Origin of the sequence: Streptomyces sp. NBC_00306, from assembly GCF_036169555.1 — a bacterium.
Classification (GTDB): domain Bacteria; phylum Actinomycetota; class Actinomycetes; order Streptomycetales; family Streptomycetaceae; genus Streptomyces; species Streptomyces achmelvichensis.
In genome coordinates this window covers 8,385,027-8,399,175 of the sequence record NZ_CP108032.1, presented here as the reverse complement: position 1 = coordinate 8,399,175, position 14,149 = coordinate 8,385,027, and the positions used below count along the sequence as shown (strand labels likewise).

Genomic DNA, 14,149 nt, shown 5'->3' with positions numbered 1-14,149 from the left:
GCCTGCGTGTGCGCCCCATTCCCTGGCCGCCCCAACTCGCATCAGGTCCGCACACGCTGCTTTCACGCAGCCGCGAGCCTTGCGTGCTACGTCATCGCCCGACTACCACCGCGCACTGTCCCTTCTCCGTTGCCCCTTCCCCATCCCCCGGCGGCCAACGCGTGACGTGCCTTAATGGGCCGACAGCAACTCAGAGTCTGCCGCCCGATGGCGTGGGGATGCCCCGATCGGACCCCTGTCAGCTTGATGCATGGCAATGACCTGTCGCCTAATAGCAAACCTCATAGCCCTATCTTCATAAAGTCACATGGACGTCACTCCACCCCACTCGTCGAGAACCATGGCCTTACCAACGAGCGCGACAGCCGCCCTGTCGGCTTTTTCATTCAAATTATCGGACTCATCTGTTCACGCCACGCAGTCACATGGCGCGGCATTCTTGCATCCGTTATCGTGGAGAACGCTAACCTCGATCGTTCATGAGTCCTCGTCGGTTCGCTGACGGGGACTCTGTGCTTGCGAGGTGCGGAATTTCGTGGGCGGGGGCAGGTTGGCGGCCCGGCTGTCGCGTCGGGTGGGCGCCGGGGTTCCACGGCTCCGGGATGTTGCTGTGGCTCGTCGGGACGGTCGGAGTCGCTGGTCAGCCGGGGTTCGGGAGGGCTGCGAGTCGCTGGATCGCGCGGGTGATCACATCCGTCCAGGGCCATCGGGCGGTGAAGCGGAGCCTGCGGCAGCGGCCGGTGGTGACCAGTTGGGCGGCGGCAGAGAACAGCCGCAGGCGAAGCCGTTTGGGCTCCCAGCGGCGGGTTTCTGCAGTCAGGGCGAGCATCGGCATCCAGGCGAGGAGGTCGAGTGCGATCTGGACGATCTCCAGCCAGATCCGGTTCTGGGCGGTGTCGTGCAGGGGCAGGTTGCGCAGGCCGGTGTCGCGGGCGTTTCGGATGCGGTCCTCGCAGCGGGCCCGGCGGCGGTGACGTAGTTCCAGGTCGGCGAGCTGGCCGCCTTGGGTGTTGGTCGCGAAACAGGTGAGCCGTAGTCCGTCGAGGTCGGTGAATCGCAACTGGGCGCCGGGGTGCGGTCGTTCTTTGCGGACGATGAGCCGCATGCCCTTGGGCCACGTGCTCAGGTCAGGGATGTCGGTGATCTCTGCGACCCAGGCGCCGGGCCGCTCGGTGCCGTCGGCGTCGTAGGCCGGCGTCCATGCCTTCTTCGGAATCTTCAGGACGGCCTGGTGGATGGCGTCGGTGATGGTCATTCCGACGGAATACGACAGCCACCGGCCCCGGCGGGAGAGCCAGTCGAGGAAGGCGTGGGTCCCGCCGGCGGAGTCGGTGCGGATCAGCGTCTTCCGGCCCCGCCGCAGGTGCTTGGGGAGTTGAGCCAGGGCGAGTTGGGCTGTTTCGATGTGATCGCTCGCGGTGTTGGAGCCGGCGTTGCCGGGCCGCAGCAGCGCGGCCACCGGCTCTCCGGAACCGGCCTGGCCGTGGTCAACAAACGCGACGAGCGGATGATGGCCGAAGGTCTTCTTCCAGGTCGCGGTGGCATCCTGCTTCTCGGAGTGCGCAAGGACAAGCACGCCGTCGATGTCCACGATCACGTGACCGTCGGCGGCCGGACTTCTCACCCCGGCCAGTTCCCAGACCCGCGACCGTACTTCGGCCCGCGCCGACCGGATCGCGGTGAGCGCCTTCGGTCCGGCTGTGGCGAGGGCGTCGATGAGCCGGGAGACCGTGGGATCGGATGCCACCGGGCCGAACACGTCGGGCTCGGCCCGCAACATGGCGACATCGGCGAGGCAGTCCCCGCCCAGAGCGACGCCGAGCGCGACATCCAGCAGGATCCTGCCCGGGTCGTGCACTGCCCGCGGCTTGCGCCACGGCGCCAGTGCCGTCGATATCGCGGTGTCCAGGCCGCACTTGCGGACCGTCTCGACCAGCAGCACCGCCCCGGCCTGCGAGACCGTCCCACTGCCACCGCCCTCGACGCGGACACGCGGGTACAACCCGATACGCCTGCTCACCTGGAGGGTGCTTCTTTCCGTGCAGACAACAGGACCCTAGACAAGTCCCATCGTTGCAGGTCAGGAGCACTCTCCGCCTATTTGATCAAGCATCGGACAACCCACCTCGTGAAAGCGCGAGGCTAGGAGGGGAAGTGGCCGCGGGCCCGAACGGCCCGGCGGATGCGGGCGTTCACCGACTCGATCGCCTTGGTGGTGCAGGCGACCCGTTCGGAGCTCCGCGCTGAACTGCAGGAACGGAACGAACTCGGCCCAGGCGTTCTCCGTAAGGTCTTCCCCAGCCCGGGAGGGCTGGGTGTGGCATGGGCGTTCTTGCCTGCAGTGGCTCTCTGGGAGTGGCCGCCCAGTCCTCCGGGGCGCCCTGGCCGCTGAGTGAGATGTGCGCGCTTCGTGCGGTCGCTGATTACGGAGATGACAGCGGGGTGTTCCTCGGGCCGACGGCATGCCGTGCGGAACGAGGAGGAGCACGTGAGCGAGCGGAGGTCCCAGGTCTGAGCCGGTGTTGATGCCGGAAAGCCATCACTGGGGTGCGGTGGTTGATGAGACCGGCGCCACGCTGTGGTCGAAGAAGGTAGAGACTGATGAGTCGGCCCTCCTGGCCGCGATCGGCGAAATTCTCGGCCGGCGGACGAGGTCTGCTAGGCGATGGACATCTCCGGCACGTCCTCGGCACTGCTGCTGGCCTTGCTCGCGGCACACGGCCAGCGGGCGGACTACGTGCCGGGCGCACTGTCAACCGGCTGACCGGAGCCTACCGGGGCGAGGCCAAGACAGATGCCCGTGACGCCCATGGGATCGCGGAGACCGCCCGGCAACGACGGAACGTCGCGACGATCGACGTGCCCGCCCAGCTCGCGGCGGACCTCGCGCTGCTGACTGCCCACCGGTCCGATCTGGTGGCTGACCGGGTGCGGATGATCAATGGGCCTTGACCCCAAATGTTGAACACACCCATGCGACTTGGGCCCGGGCGACACATCCACCCGCCTTCAAGATGTTGCGGGGTCTCGGCTGCAGCCGAACCCCTCATATGGTATTCGGCAACGCCAGTTCCGAGGGCCTCGCGCGCTGCCCCAGCTCGCACGACGCCTTCCTGCGTAGTGCTGCATGCCTCACCAGCGCTCGTCCGGGCCCGCCCCGCAGGATGCCCGACAACTGCCGGGCATCCTGCGGGGCGATCCTGTCGGCTTCCTCGACACTCGGCAGCTCGCGCACGCCCCCGCCCCGCACGCGCACGTAGCCGGAGGCCTCGGGCAAGACTCCGGTCAGCTAGAGAGAGTCCCGGAGGTCAGGCTTCGGAAGGCTCGGATGGCCTTCCGGACGAGTCGATCGGATGCGTACCGCGAGTCTCGCCCCGCGCCTGGTCCGGCACCAAGTGCCGCCCCGCATGGCGCCCTTGCTTCTTCTCCAGGCGGCAACCCTCGTCACCCTGTTGGTCATCGGTGCGGTCACGGCCTCCTCCGGCCCCGACCGCATTGGCAGAGCGGGGCGTGTCCTCACCGTCACCTGCGAAGGGATGCCCGCATCCCTCGGTCCCTGGCCCGGCTTGTACTACAGCGGCCCGATGATCGCCGCCCTCGCGGTCGGAACCCCCGTCTGCGTCTGGGCCTTGCGCCGTATCGCCCACGGCCCGGGCGACGACCAGCAGCGCCGCGACCGCGCGTGGGCGATCACCGGAGCCTGGGGACTGCTGGTGTCGAGCCAGGTGCTTCTCGTCGTGCTGATGATCTTCGTCGCACTCACGGAGAAGGCTTGCGCCGGCCCGCTGGGCGTCGCCACCATCGCAGTGATCTGTCCCCTGGGCATGCTGGGCCTGTTCACCTTCTACTGGTCCCTCGTCACCGTCGTGGCACCCCGGGCGGTCGAAGACCACACAGCCGACGATGGGACCTTCGAGGATGAGTGACCCCGCCGTCCGCGTCGACACCACCAGCCAGGTACCGCCCTACGAGCAGGTCCGCGCCCAACTGGCCGCACTGATCCGCACCCGCCGTGGCGCGGGCACCCGGGTCGCAGCGCTCCCGTCCGGGCCGCACGCACACGATGCCGACCAACTCGTCACTCTTGCCCGGGACTTCAGCTCCGCCGCCCGAGCGCTCGGTGCCGACACCGAGGACATCCTGACCGCCGTCCGCGACGCCCTGGACCCCGAGCCCGCCTCCTCTTCAGCCACCGCCGACAACGAAGCGGCCGGCCCCAAGACGGTCAAGGCGTCGGCACACATCACAGACGTGAGGAATCGGCGCCCGACGCCCGACACGATCGCGTCCGGGGACTTCGGCAGGCTCGCGGAGCGACGACGCTCAACAGGCGCGGTTCGGCGTGCGTTGGCGGCGGTGGTTCGACCCGCCCCGCCGCACGTGGACTGATGATCAGATTGGACAAGCCGTCGGTTTATGAACACGATGAGCGCGCAAGATCGCGGCTTCACGGGGGGCACATGGCTTGTGCCGCGAAACAGCCCTCCGTGCAGGTCGCTTCGTCCCCATTTCAGGCATGGAGAGACTTCGCCATGAGCTTCGGCGACCCCAACAACCCCTACAACCAGCAGCCCCCGCAGGGCCAGCCCGGCTATCCGCAGCAGGGACCGCAGGACGTGCCCGACAGCATTGCCTGCTACCTCGGCTGGCTGTGGCCGCTGTGGGACGCCAAGAAGCAGACCTTCGCCGACAAGGTGTGCAACACGGTGGTCGTCAAGGTCCCCAAGGGCTGAGCCACCGGCGAGTGGGGCGGCAACCGGTGCCGTACGGCATACGGTTGCTCTCCACCGTCGGCCGTCCCCCGGCCGGCGAGCGCAAGGGACCCCGGTGGCCGACGAGTACGCTTCTAGTCGGCGACCGCCTTCGTGAGCGCGACGGAGGCGACCGGCTGCAACTCACCGTGCAGATGTACCAGTCCGTCTCCGTGGGAGCCCGCCTGTGTGTGTTCCACGGCGCCGACGACGACGTGATGGTCTCCGAGCCTGATCAGGTCGTACCGGGAGCAGACCAGCCACGACAGGCAGTCGTCGAGCAGCGGGACTCCCTGCGGACCGGTGTGCCAGCGGGTGGGCGGCGCGAATCGGTCGACGCCGGAGGTCGCGAAACGCCGCGCCGTCTCCGTCTGGTCCCCGCCCAGGATCTGGATGCCGAACCACTGACAGTCCTTGATCCGGGCCCAGGTGGACGACGCGTCGGCGAGGGCAAAGGAGATCAGCGCGGGTTCCGTGCTGATCGAGGTCAGTGACGTGATGGTCACTCCGGCGGGGCCCGCCGCGCCGGCGGCTGTCAGCACCGCGACCCCTGAGGCGTAGGGCCGCAGGGCGGTACGCAAGGCCGTTCCTTCCACCGTCGCGGCCGAGCCGCGTGGCGCGCTCACCGCCTGGTCCTCCGGTCGGCAAGGACCGGAGCTGAGCCGGCTCATGTCACTCCCCCTCCCCTTTCGGATCGATACGGACCGGGCGCAGCGCGACGGCAGCGACCACGGCGACGAACAGCAGGATCCCCGAACCGGTGAGCACCGCGACCTGCAACCCGTCCGTGAACGCCTCGATGCTGCCCCGTTCGAGAGCGCTGCCGGACGGCTCGGGCAGAGTCCTGGCGACCTCCAGGGCGGCCTGAAGTGTGCCGCGGGCCGCCTCACCCGCCTCGGCCGGCAGCTGCGCGGGGATGACGTCCTCCACCTCACGGCGGTACACCGTCAGTGCGATGCTCCCGAGCATCGCGATGCCGATGGCGCCGCCGAACTCGTTGCTCGTCTCCGACAGGGCGGAGGCGGAGCCGGCTCGCTCCGGCGGTGCGGTCGCGACGACGACGTCGGTGGCCAGCAGCACGACCATGCCCACGCCGGAGGTCATGATGCTGCTGCCGACGACGATGACGGCCAGACCGCTGTCGGCGGTCACCAGACTCATCACGGCGAAGCCCACGGCGGCGATGGTGAGGCCGGTGCAGAGGATGAACGCGGGGCGGATCCGCTGGGCCAGCACACCGGCCACGGTGAGTCCGAGAAACAGCGTGGCGATCGCGGGCAGTTGCCACATCGACGCGACGAACGGCCGCAGGGCCAGCACCGACAGCGCGTACTGCGAGCTCAGCATCATCATGCCGAGCATCGCGAGCTGCACCACTGTGGTGGTGACGATCGCGGTGCTGAACGCCCGGTCGCGGAAGAGCCGGGTGTCGATGAGGGGGTCCCGTGAGCGGCGCTGGCGCCGGATGAACAGCGCCCCGACCGCGAGTCCCAGGACGACGGAGGACACCGACGTCCCGTCGAGATGGCCCTCGGCGAACTTCTTCGCGCCGTACACCACGGGCAGCACCGCGGCCAGGGAGAGTCCCGCGCTGAACAGGTCGAACCGTTCCGGGCTGGGGCTGCGGAACTCCGGGAGCAGAATCGGGCCGAGCACGAGCACCAGCAGCATCACCGGCACGTTGATGAGAAACACCGAGCCCCACCAGAAGTGCTCCAGCAGCACGCCCGCGGTGATGGGGCCGAGCATCGCACCGGCGGCGAACCCCGCGGTCCACAGGCCGACAGCCGCCCGGCGCTGCCCCTCGTCGTGGAACATGTTCCGGATGAGGGACAGCGTGGACGGCGCGAGTGTCGCTCCCGCGACCCCGAGCAACGCCCGGCTGGCGATGAGCAGTTCGGGGCTGCTCGAGTAGGCCGCGAGGACCGAGGCCACACCGAACCCGGCCGCCCCGAACAGCAGCAGTCTGCGCCGGCCGATCCTGTCGCCGAGCGCCCCCATGGTGATGAGCAGCCCCGCGAGCAGGAATCCGTAGATGTCCATCATCCACAGCACCTCGGAGGTACTGGGGGTGAGATCGGCCGACACGAACGGCACCGCGTAGAACAGCACGCTGATGTCCATCGCCACGAGGACGCAGCACAGCACGATCACCACGAGGCCGAGCCACTCCTCGTACGTGGCCCTGACCGGGGGCGTGTCGGTGCTGTGGGCGGTCGGCGCGCCCGATGTCCCGGTCACCGCCGTTCGCCTCCGGTGATCGCCGCGGCGACCGCGGGCGACGCCGACGCGGCGCAGGTCGTGCCCGCCGCCGGGGTGCGTCCGGTCACGAGGTACTCGGCTTCATGGCTGCGCGCGCAGGCGGAGTTGAGGGTGCCGGTGTGGCCGTCGCCCTCGACGGTGAGGAGCCTGCTCCCGTCGATCCTCGCCGCGAGACGCTGCGCCCACAGATGCGGAGTCGCCGCGTCGAAGCGTGTGTTGACGAGCAGGACGGGCGGCGCGCCGCGGACCCTCAGCGGGGCAGGCGGGTTGGCGGGCTTCACCGGCCAGCCCACGCAGCCGCTGGTCCAGTCCCAGAATTCCGAGTAGCGCCAGGTGTGCGGTGCCACCGAGCGCAGGTGCGCGGACTGTACGGCCATGTCGAGGAAGCCGCGGGTGTTCGGCGCGAAGTCGTGGCACCCGACGGCCCGGTAGGCCTTGTACTCCGGCTGCAGGAACGACGCGGGCGTCACCAGGCCCGTGGCGTCGGCGTCGCCGGCGAGTCCCGCCGCCTGCGCGAGCGCACCGGCGAGGAGGGGCCACGCGGACGGCTGGGTCAGGAAGGTGTACGCGCCGTTGGCGAGCTCCTCGGCGGTGGCGTTACGACCGAGGTCGGAGGCGGGGATTCCCGAGGCCGCGGCCGTCTTCATGACGGCGTCGTAGGTCGCCGGCACATCGGCGCCGCGCAGCACGCACTGCTCGTCCCTCTGGCACCAGTCGGCGAAGCGCCGCAGTGCCCTCTCGGTGGCGCGTGCCTCGTCGACCGCGGCGAGCCGGGCGGGCCTGCTGTGGTCGACGACTCCGTCGAGCACCATGGTCCGTACCCGGTCGGGGTGGCGCTGGGCGTAGAGCGAGCCGATCTCCGTGCCGTACGACAGGCCCAGCCACGAGATCTTCTGCGCACCGAGTGCCTTGCGGAGGGCTTCGACGTCGGAGACGACACTACCGGTGTCGACGTGGTTGATCAGCGGTCCGGTCGCCTCGCGGCAGGCGACTCCCGCCTTCTGGTTGAAGCGCTTGAGCTGTTCGAAGGCGGCCGGGGTACGGGGGAAGGTGCTCACGGCGGAGTCGTGCAGCGGCTCCGGGCAGGTGATAGGTGAGCTCTGGCCGACCCCCCGCGGATCGAAACCGATCACGTCGAACCGCTGACGCAGGGGTGCGAACTCGGGGGCGGCGGACAGCAGGTCGCTGTAGGCCACCGCCGCCATGCCGGAACCGCCGGGGCCACCCGGGTTGAACAGCAGCGGGCCGATCCGGTTCGCCGGGTCCAGCGCGGGCAGCTTCGACAGCGCCAGGGTGATCTTCTTCCCGTTCGGCTTCGCCCAGTCCAGCGGCACCTCCACCGCCGCGCACTGAGCGCCGGGCACCGAGCCCTCGCCGCAGTCCGCCCAGTCGATCCCGGCCGCGCCGGCGGCACTCTCCTCCGGGGACAGGTCCTGCGCCTGGGCCAGACCGGGCATGACCACTGCGAGGGCCATGGTGCTGCCTGCGGCGACCATCCCCCGGACGCGGCGGGACCACCGCGCGCGATGTTCCGACATGTCAGATTCCTTCACTGTTTCCGGATCTCGACCCGGTCAGGGCTCGATTGACGCCGTGCTGGTTACGGCTCGTCACGGTGTCCGTGCGACGACCGCGATGAGGGAGCTGCCGGCGGGCGCGGGAAGCCGGCGGGTCAGCCAGTGATCGACGCGGCTCAGCCGGTACATCAGTTGGTTGACGGGTGTTGCGGGGGCCTTCACGAAATGGCTGTACTCCGAGGTCGCCGCCTTGAAGAACAGCCTGCGCAGGAACAGCGGCAGGACCGTCCACGCGTAGTAGTACCGCACCTCCAGCACCCGCAGCCCGGCGGATTCCAGCGCCGCGCGCAGGGACGCGCGGGTGTAGCGGCGGAAGTGGCCGCTGAGTTCGTCGAACTCGCTCCACAGAGCCATGAGCGCGGGCACCGTGATGACGCCTCGGCCGTCGGGTCCGAGCAGGGAGGCGACCCGGCGCAGCGCCGCGTCCTGGTCCTCGATGTGCTCGAGCACATCGAGCATCAGCACCAGGTCGTGGTCGGCGCCGCGCGGCCGTCCCTGCACGAAGTCGGCCACCTCGATACGGTCGCGCACCGGCGAGTCCGGGGCCACGAGCACGCGGTCCGGCTCGATCCCCTCGACATCGCCGAAGGACTCGAGCCGTCGCCAGATGAACCCGTCACCGCAGCCGACGTCGAGGACCTTCGCCCGCCGGCCGTGCCACCGGCCGTGCTTGCGGACGTAGTGCAGCACCTGGTGTTCGCGGGCGCGCCACCACCAGTGCGTGCGGTAGATCTCGCCGTAGACGCCGCTGTAGGCGGCGTTCATGAGGGTCGAGTCCACGGTCGAGTCGGCCGTCACGTCGCCCTGGCCCTGAGTGGACGGGTCCACGCTCATCACACCTACTCCGTGGGGTCTGCCTGGCCGCCCTCGCGGGAGACCAGGTGGTGGCGCTCGAGTTCGCGTTCGGAGCCGCGCAGCGAGACGATCTCCTCGAAGCTCGGCATCGCCGGTTCGCCCTCGCCGGGGATCAGGCTGCGGGTGACGTCCATGAGCAGCTGCTTGAGCGCCACCGGGTTGCGCAGCAGGGCATGCCCGGACACGGCGACCTCGATGACGTCGTCCTGGTCGAGGCCCGCCGACTCGAACGCCTTGCGCACATCGGCGATGTCCACCCAGTCGTCGTCGGCTGCGACGAAGTTGCGTACGGGGATGTCGAGTACGGACAGGGCGTCGATCGTGGCCGACAGCTCCCACCAGTTGACGACCCTGGTCTCCGCGACGATGGGACGCGGGTCGACGGAGTGCTTGTCGATGTGCACCCGAGGGGGCAGATCGTCCAGCTCCCAGTCGAGGTAGTCGGTGTCGAGGACCTTCAGCAGCGTCTGCCGGCCGTTCACGACTCCGAGCATCAGCGCGATGTTGTCGGCGCATTTGCGGTCCGCGGCGAAGTGCATCACCGGCAGCGCCGACAGACTGGTCGCGACCATGGAGACCGCCTCGACCCCCTCGCGTTCGAGCGCCGTGTCGACCACCGCGGTGAGGGCCTCCATCAGCTCGGTGACGGAGTAGTCGACTATCTCGCCGTCACTGAGCCCGACATGGTCGAGCGCGTCGAAGCGGTACACCGTGGCGCCGTTGTACGTCAGCATCAGCGCGAGCACACCGGCACTGCGCATGCGCTGGCCGAACCCCGGTGCCATGATCACGACCGGTCCGGTGGCGTCATCGTGCGCCGGGCCGTCCCGCCACACCGCGACCGTCCGGCCATTCTTTGTCTTCACGTCGAAACACTCTGTCGACATGGCTCCCCCTCCTTTGAACCGTGAGCTGTTGACTGTTGGCTGTGTGTCCGCGCTCGTCAGGTGGTCCGCACCGTCTCGGCCAGGCGCAGTGCGCAGCCGTGGTGGGTGGACGTGCGCATCCTGCGGTGGATCTCGACCGTGGTGCCGCCTCGCCCGCACGGGCAGACATCGGTCTCGGCGGATCCGAAGTCCTCCGCCAGCAGGAAGCACGGGTAGCTGCGCGCCGTCGGGTCCAGGTAGGACATCAGGCCCGCCTGCCCGGCGGGCACCGGGGACAGATCGCGCGGGTCGCGAACGATGACCTCGACCCACGGCGGGACGTGCTTGCGGTGGTGCTCGCACTCGATGAACGCGGTGTTGAGCTCGACCTGGTTGAACACATCGCGCACCTGCGACTGCGAGGCCAGCCCGAAGGTGTCCACGGCGAGGGACCGCAGCTGGGCCGGGTCGAGCCGGGTGGACTCGTCCTTCTTCCAGCCACCGCCGGTGATCACCGCCATCCGGTCGCCGGCCGACAGCTTCACGCTGTTGTCCGACATGTGCCGCAGCAGCGCCGCCACGAACACCGGAGGGCCCGCCACGCACGCGAACCGTCCGTCGGCCAGCGCGCCCTCCAGGTCCCGCACGACATCGTGCAGGCGCAGGACACCGTCACCGACGTACGAGCGGGTGGAGGCGAACATCTCGACCAGCGTCATGATGTAGCTGATCCACACGCCGTCCGCCTCGCGCCGGTTGGGCCCGAGGTGGAACATCTCGCCGTCGTCGTCGAGGTCGATGTCGCCGTAGAGGTCGACCCAGATGTCGCCCTCGGGGCGCAGCGAGCCCGCAAGCCGCTCCAGCGACGGCTCGTCACGCCAGACCATGCTTTGCGTGCCACTGGTACCGCTGGACTTGAAGACGTCGCAGTCCTGCGCGGGCACGCTGCGGACGTCGACGCGCTTGAACAACCGGGTCGGGAACTGCGGCACGTTCAGCAGCCCCGCGGGCTCGTCGAGGTCGGCGAGGGCGAACCCCCTCGCCTCGGCGAAGCCGCGGTAGTCCGCGTTGTGCTCCAGATGATGTGCGACGGCGGCGGTGATGAGGCGATGGCGCAGCGCGGCCTGGTCCGCGCTCGCCATCGACCACCAGTCGTCGTCCTCGAAGATCAACCGGTCGAGTTCGGCGAACTCGGTGCCGATCAGCACGCCGGACAACGGGTGCCCGGCGTCGGTCCGGGTGGTCATCAGGCGTCCTCGCTCGGCTTCCAGCCGATACGCGGCAGGACTTCCTCGGCGAACATGTTCATGTTCTCGAGGATCCGGTCGCGGTTGAGGGTGGCCTCCACGCCGAGCTGGAAGTTGCGCACCCCGGTGACCTCCATGGTGCGGCCGAGACGGTCCACACACTCCTCCACACTGCCCACGATGCTGTTCTCCAGCATGTAGTTGGTGAAGTCGGCGTTGGTGCGGTCACCCCGCAGCGCCGCGGCCTGCCACTCGCCGTACTGGAAGCGGTAGTTGGGCAGCTTCTGGAGCTGCTCCATGGTGAAGGCGGCGTCGTCGTGCTCCTGCTCCCACCAGCACATGTGCTTCCAGATCTCGTCGTGCGCCTTCTGGGTGGTCTCGGCGACGTGGGCGACGGTGCACAGGGCGTGCGGCACGGTGGTGGGGTCGATGCCGTGGCTGTCGGCCGTCTCGTTGTAGAGATCGATGATCCCGCGCATCGCCTCGTACGCGCCGATGGCCGGCATGATCAGCGGAATTCCGCGCGAGGCGGCCCACTCGATCGTCGACGGCGACTGGCCCACGCCGTACATCGGCGGGCTCGGCTTCGTGTACTGGGTGGGGAACGGCGTCACGTCGGGGAGCGTGATCTCCTGGCCCTCCCACTTGGCGCTGCCGGTCTCCCAGATGCTGCGGATGATGTCGACGTACTCGGTCTGCAGGATGTGGGACTTGGCCGGGTCGACGCCGAAGGCCTCGAAGTCCTTCGGGAAGTACCCGCGGCCCACGCCCAGGATGAACCGGCCGTGGCTGAGCTGGTCGAGCATGTTGGTCTGCTCGGCGATACGGATCGGGTGGTCCAGCGGCAGGATGACCACCGCGGTGCCGACCTTGATCTGCTTGGTCCTGCCGAGGACATAGCCGGCCATGGTGAGCGTGTTGGGGCACAGTCCGTAGCGGGTGAAGTGGTGCTCCAGCAGCCACGCCGACTGGTAGCCGATCCTGTCGGCCTCGACGGCGAAGTCCATCGAGTAGTCGAAGACCTCCGTCTCCGACCAGTGGTCGGGGTGGGCCGTCGTCAGCATCACGCCTACGTCCATCAGATTTCTCCTCTGTGTGGTGCGGTTGGGAAACTTGGCGGTCGGCCGGAGGCCGTCACATGAGCAGGTCGCGCAGGCGCCGGTGCTCCAGGAACTCGGACTGGTCGATGGGAACGACCATTCCCTTGCCGTAGTTGAGCCTCGGGGCCTCGACCGCGACCATGCGGGTCATCATCTGGAGCGGCTGGAGTCCGTCGTGCGAGCCGCCGAGCCGGAAGAAGGGCGACAGGCCGGCCTCGACGAACCGGCAGGCGCCGCGCCGGGCGAGTTCGTGGCGCAGCTGTTCGTGCAGCGACCAGGGGGCGAGGCCGATGGTCTGCACCGTGGGGTCCACCCACTGGGAGACCTCGGCCAGGTCCGCGACGGGGTGCACGAACACGGTCCGGGCGCTGGGGAGTTCACTGACGCCGGCCGGGTCGGCGATCAGGATCGAGCCCCAGGAGCCGGTGCGGACGCGCTGCCCGAGGAACTGCTGGGCGGCGACTTCCATCGCTGCCTGCGCGGCCTCGTCGGCGGTGACCGAGGTGCGCGGCAACATCTCCTCGTAGCGCTCCAGTTCCTTCTGGAGCAGGTCGGCGAACTCCTCGGGCTCGGCGTCGGTGAACACCTGGTGGGTGGAGAAGCAGGCGCGCTGCTCGTACATCGACGCGTCGTGCGCTATCCCGCGGGTCGCCCTCGCCATGTCGGCGTCCTTGCCCACGACGGTGAAGCTGCGCCGCGGACCGTAGGGCACGACGATCGCCTCGGACGAGCAGTTCCGGTAGGCCGCGTTCACGGCCTCGGCCCCGCCCCAGGCGCAGATGACGTCTGCGCTGCCGAGCAGTTGCCGTCCGAGCTCGCTGTCCCGCTCCCAGAACACCGCGCTCACAGACCTCGTCACCGGATGCGTGGGGTCGAGGTCGGTGAAGCTCTGGGCCAGCGCGACGGCGGTGGCGGGCTCGCCCGCGGCGTACTTCAGAACCGAGGTGTTCTTGGTCAGGAGCGCACGGATCAGCGAGACCGTGGTCGAGTACGGCACGTTGCCCGGAAGGATGTGGACGCTGCGGCCCCGCGGATAGGCACGCACCTCGGCGTCCTCGCGGGGGATCCAGCGGTCCATGATCTGCCGGTGGCCGAGTTCCACGGCGACCATGTCGTGCAGTTGCGCGTGCGCCCGCAGGGTCGCCGAGATCAGGTCCGCCTCGGCGTCGGCCATCTGCTGGGAGTAGCCGTGCATCCGCTTGAGCTCGCGGACGTAGAGCCTGCGGCGGGCGTACTCCTCGTTGTTCCAGAGATGGCCGATGCGGTTGAGGTAGGCGACGATCTCCTGCAACGGGGTCTCGGCGAGGTCGGTCGGCGGGTTCTCCAGCCGTTCGACGAGCGCCGGGGTCAGCCGCGGGATCGCGGACTTCGCTCCGTTGGGGTATTCGAGGATGCGGGGGTCGCCGTCGGGCTCGACGCGCTCACCCCACACCATGAACGGATGGGCCTTCACCTTCGTCGGCGCCGGCAGTACCACGTGACCGGTCACGA

Annotated in this window: 11 protein-coding genes and 3 pseudogenes; 4 read left to right on the top strand and 10 right to left on the bottom strand. The window is 69.1% G+C overall.

What is annotated here, in order from left to right:
• Positions 1-640 precede the first annotated feature (640 nt).
• Together OHA05_RS37710 and OHA05_RS37705 are read right to left on the bottom strand one after the other, a co-directional pair.
• Positions 641-2,020 (bottom strand): IS1380 family transposase, encoded by a 1,380-nt coding sequence (locus tag OHA05_RS37710; protein WP_328863223.1) that lies wholly within the window; start codon positions 2,018-2,020, stop codon positions 641-643.
• Between the two features lie 125 nt (positions 2,021-2,145).
• Positions 2,146-2,290, bottom strand: a pseudogene (locus OHA05_RS37705) (transposase); the annotation flags it as partial.
• Between the two features lie 198 nt (positions 2,291-2,488).
• Here OHA05_RS37705 and OHA05_RS37700 point away from each other — a divergent pair.
• The 4 genes and pseudogenes from OHA05_RS37700 to OHA05_RS38360 all read left to right on the top strand — a co-directional run.
• A pseudogene (locus tag OHA05_RS37700) lies at positions 2,489-2,943 on the top strand (IS110 family transposase); the annotation flags it as partial.
• 410 nt (positions 2,944-3,353) lie between these two features.
• Positions 3,354-3,926, top strand: a complete 573-nt coding sequence (locus tag OHA05_RS37695; protein ID WP_328863222.1) for a hypothetical protein — start codon at positions 3,354-3,356, stop codon at positions 3,924-3,926.
• On the top strand, positions 3,919-4,389 hold the full coding sequence (locus tag OHA05_RS37690; protein ID WP_328863221.1) for a hypothetical protein: 471 nt from the start codon (positions 3,919-3,921) through the stop codon (positions 4,387-4,389). Before OHA05_RS37695 ends, OHA05_RS37690 begins: the two co-directional genes overlap by 8 nt.
• A 233-nt stretch (positions 4,390-4,622) precedes the next feature.
• Positions 4,623-4,733: pseudogene (locus OHA05_RS38360) on the top strand (RDD family protein); the annotation flags it as partial.
• 113 nt (positions 4,734-4,846) lie between these two features.
• On the opposite strand, the gene OHA05_RS37680 reads toward OHA05_RS38360, so the two are convergent.
• The 8 genes from OHA05_RS37680 to OHA05_RS37645 all read right to left on the bottom strand — a co-directional run bounded on the left by OHA05_RS37680 (position 4,847) and on the right by OHA05_RS37645 (position 14,147).
• Positions 4,847-5,377 carry a flavin reductase family protein gene (locus OHA05_RS37680; protein WP_328863219.1) on the bottom strand — a complete coding sequence of 177 codons (531 nt, stop codon included), beginning with the start codon at positions 5,375-5,377 and terminating at the stop codon, positions 4,847-4,849.
• Between the two features lie 46 nt (positions 5,378-5,423).
• Positions 5,424-6,992 (bottom strand): MFS transporter, encoded by a 1,569-nt coding sequence (locus tag OHA05_RS37675; protein WP_328863218.1) that lies wholly within the window; start codon positions 6,990-6,992, stop codon positions 5,424-5,426.
• Positions 6,989-8,551, bottom strand: a complete 1,563-nt coding sequence (locus OHA05_RS37670) for an alpha/beta hydrolase (RefSeq protein WP_328863217.1) — start codon at positions 8,549-8,551, stop codon at positions 6,989-6,991. The genes OHA05_RS37675 and OHA05_RS37670 overlap by 4 nt, the downstream gene beginning before the upstream one ends.
• Positions 8,552-8,623: 72 nt before the next feature.
• Positions 8,624-9,424, bottom strand: coding sequence for a class I SAM-dependent DNA methyltransferase (locus tag OHA05_RS37665; protein WP_328863216.1), 801 nt, complete (start codon positions 9,422-9,424; stop codon positions 8,624-8,626).
• A gap of 5 nt (positions 9,425-9,429) precedes the next feature.
• A complete protein-coding gene (locus tag OHA05_RS37660; RefSeq protein ID WP_328863215.1) occupies positions 9,430-10,311 on the bottom strand; it encodes a hypothetical protein in 882 nt (293 codons plus the stop codon).
• 77 nt (positions 10,312-10,388) lie between these two features.
• Positions 10,389-11,558, bottom strand: coding sequence for a LuxE/PaaK family acyltransferase (locus OHA05_RS37655; protein WP_328863214.1), 1,170 nt, complete (start codon positions 11,556-11,558; stop codon positions 10,389-10,391).
• Positions 11,558-12,637, bottom strand: a complete 1,080-nt coding sequence (locus tag OHA05_RS37650) for an LLM class flavin-dependent oxidoreductase (protein WP_328863213.1) — start codon at positions 12,635-12,637, stop codon at positions 11,558-11,560. Before OHA05_RS37650 ends, OHA05_RS37655 begins: the two co-directional genes overlap by 1 nt.
• A gap of 55 nt (positions 12,638-12,692) precedes the next feature.
• Positions 12,693-14,147, bottom strand: a complete 1,455-nt coding sequence (locus OHA05_RS37645; RefSeq protein WP_328863212.1) for an aldehyde dehydrogenase family protein — start codon at positions 14,145-14,147, stop codon at positions 12,693-12,695.
• Positions 14,148-14,149 lie beyond the last annotated feature (2 nt).

What these genes read in the sequence shown, in the direction of transcription:
- OHA05_RS37655 (WP_328863214.1), bottom strand. Translation starts at nt 11,558, where the DNA reads ATGACCACCCGGACCGACGCCGGGCACCCGTTGTCCGGCGTGCTGATC.
- OHA05_RS37670 (WP_328863217.1), bottom strand. Translation starts at nt 8,551, where the DNA reads ATGTCGGAACATCGCGCGCGGTGGTCCCGCCGCGTCCGGGGGATGGTC.
- OHA05_RS37695 (WP_328863222.1), top strand. Translation starts at nt 3,354, where the DNA reads ATGCGTACCGCGAGTCTCGCCCCGCGCCTGGTCCGGCACCAAGTGCCG.
- OHA05_RS37690 (WP_328863221.1), top strand. Translation starts at nt 3,919, where the DNA reads ATGAGTGACCCCGCCGTCCGCGTCGACACCACCAGCCAGGTACCGCCC.
- OHA05_RS37650 (WP_328863213.1), bottom strand. Translation starts at nt 12,637, where the DNA reads ATGGACGTAGGCGTGATGCTGACGACGGCCCACCCCGACCACTGGTCG.
- OHA05_RS37665 (WP_328863216.1), bottom strand. Translation starts at nt 9,424, where the DNA reads ATGAGCGTGGACCCGTCCACTCAGGGCCAGGGCGACGTGACGGCCGAC.